Origin of the sequence: Streptomyces zinciresistens K42 (assembly GCF_000225525.1) — a bacterium.
GTDB classification, from domain to species: domain Bacteria; phylum Actinomycetota; class Actinomycetes; order Streptomycetales; family Streptomycetaceae; genus Streptomyces; species Streptomyces zinciresistens.
Map to the genome: position 1 here is coordinate 1 of NZ_AGBF01000524.1, position 201 is coordinate 201.

Genomic DNA, 201 nt, shown 5'->3' on the forward strand with positions numbered 1-201 from the left:
GCGGGCATCGAGAAGGGCTCCGGCGAGCCGCACAAGACCAAGGTCGCCAAGATCACCCAGGCGCAGGTCCGCGAGATCGCCCAGACCAAGCTGCCCGACCTCAACGCCAACGACCTGGACGCCGCCGCGAAGATCATCGCCGGCACCGCGCGTTCCATGGGCGTCACGGTCGAGGGCTGACCTCACCCCCCGCACAACCGG

Annotated in this window: 1 protein-coding gene; it reads left to right on the plus strand. The window is 69.7% G+C overall.

The genetic code is table 11. The annotated features are described in order from the left end of the window. On the plus strand, positions 1-180 hold a 180-nt coding region (locus SZN_RS37470), incomplete at its 5' end, for an uL11 family ribosomal protein (RefSeq protein WP_007506896.1). Positions 181-201 lie beyond the last annotated feature (21 nt).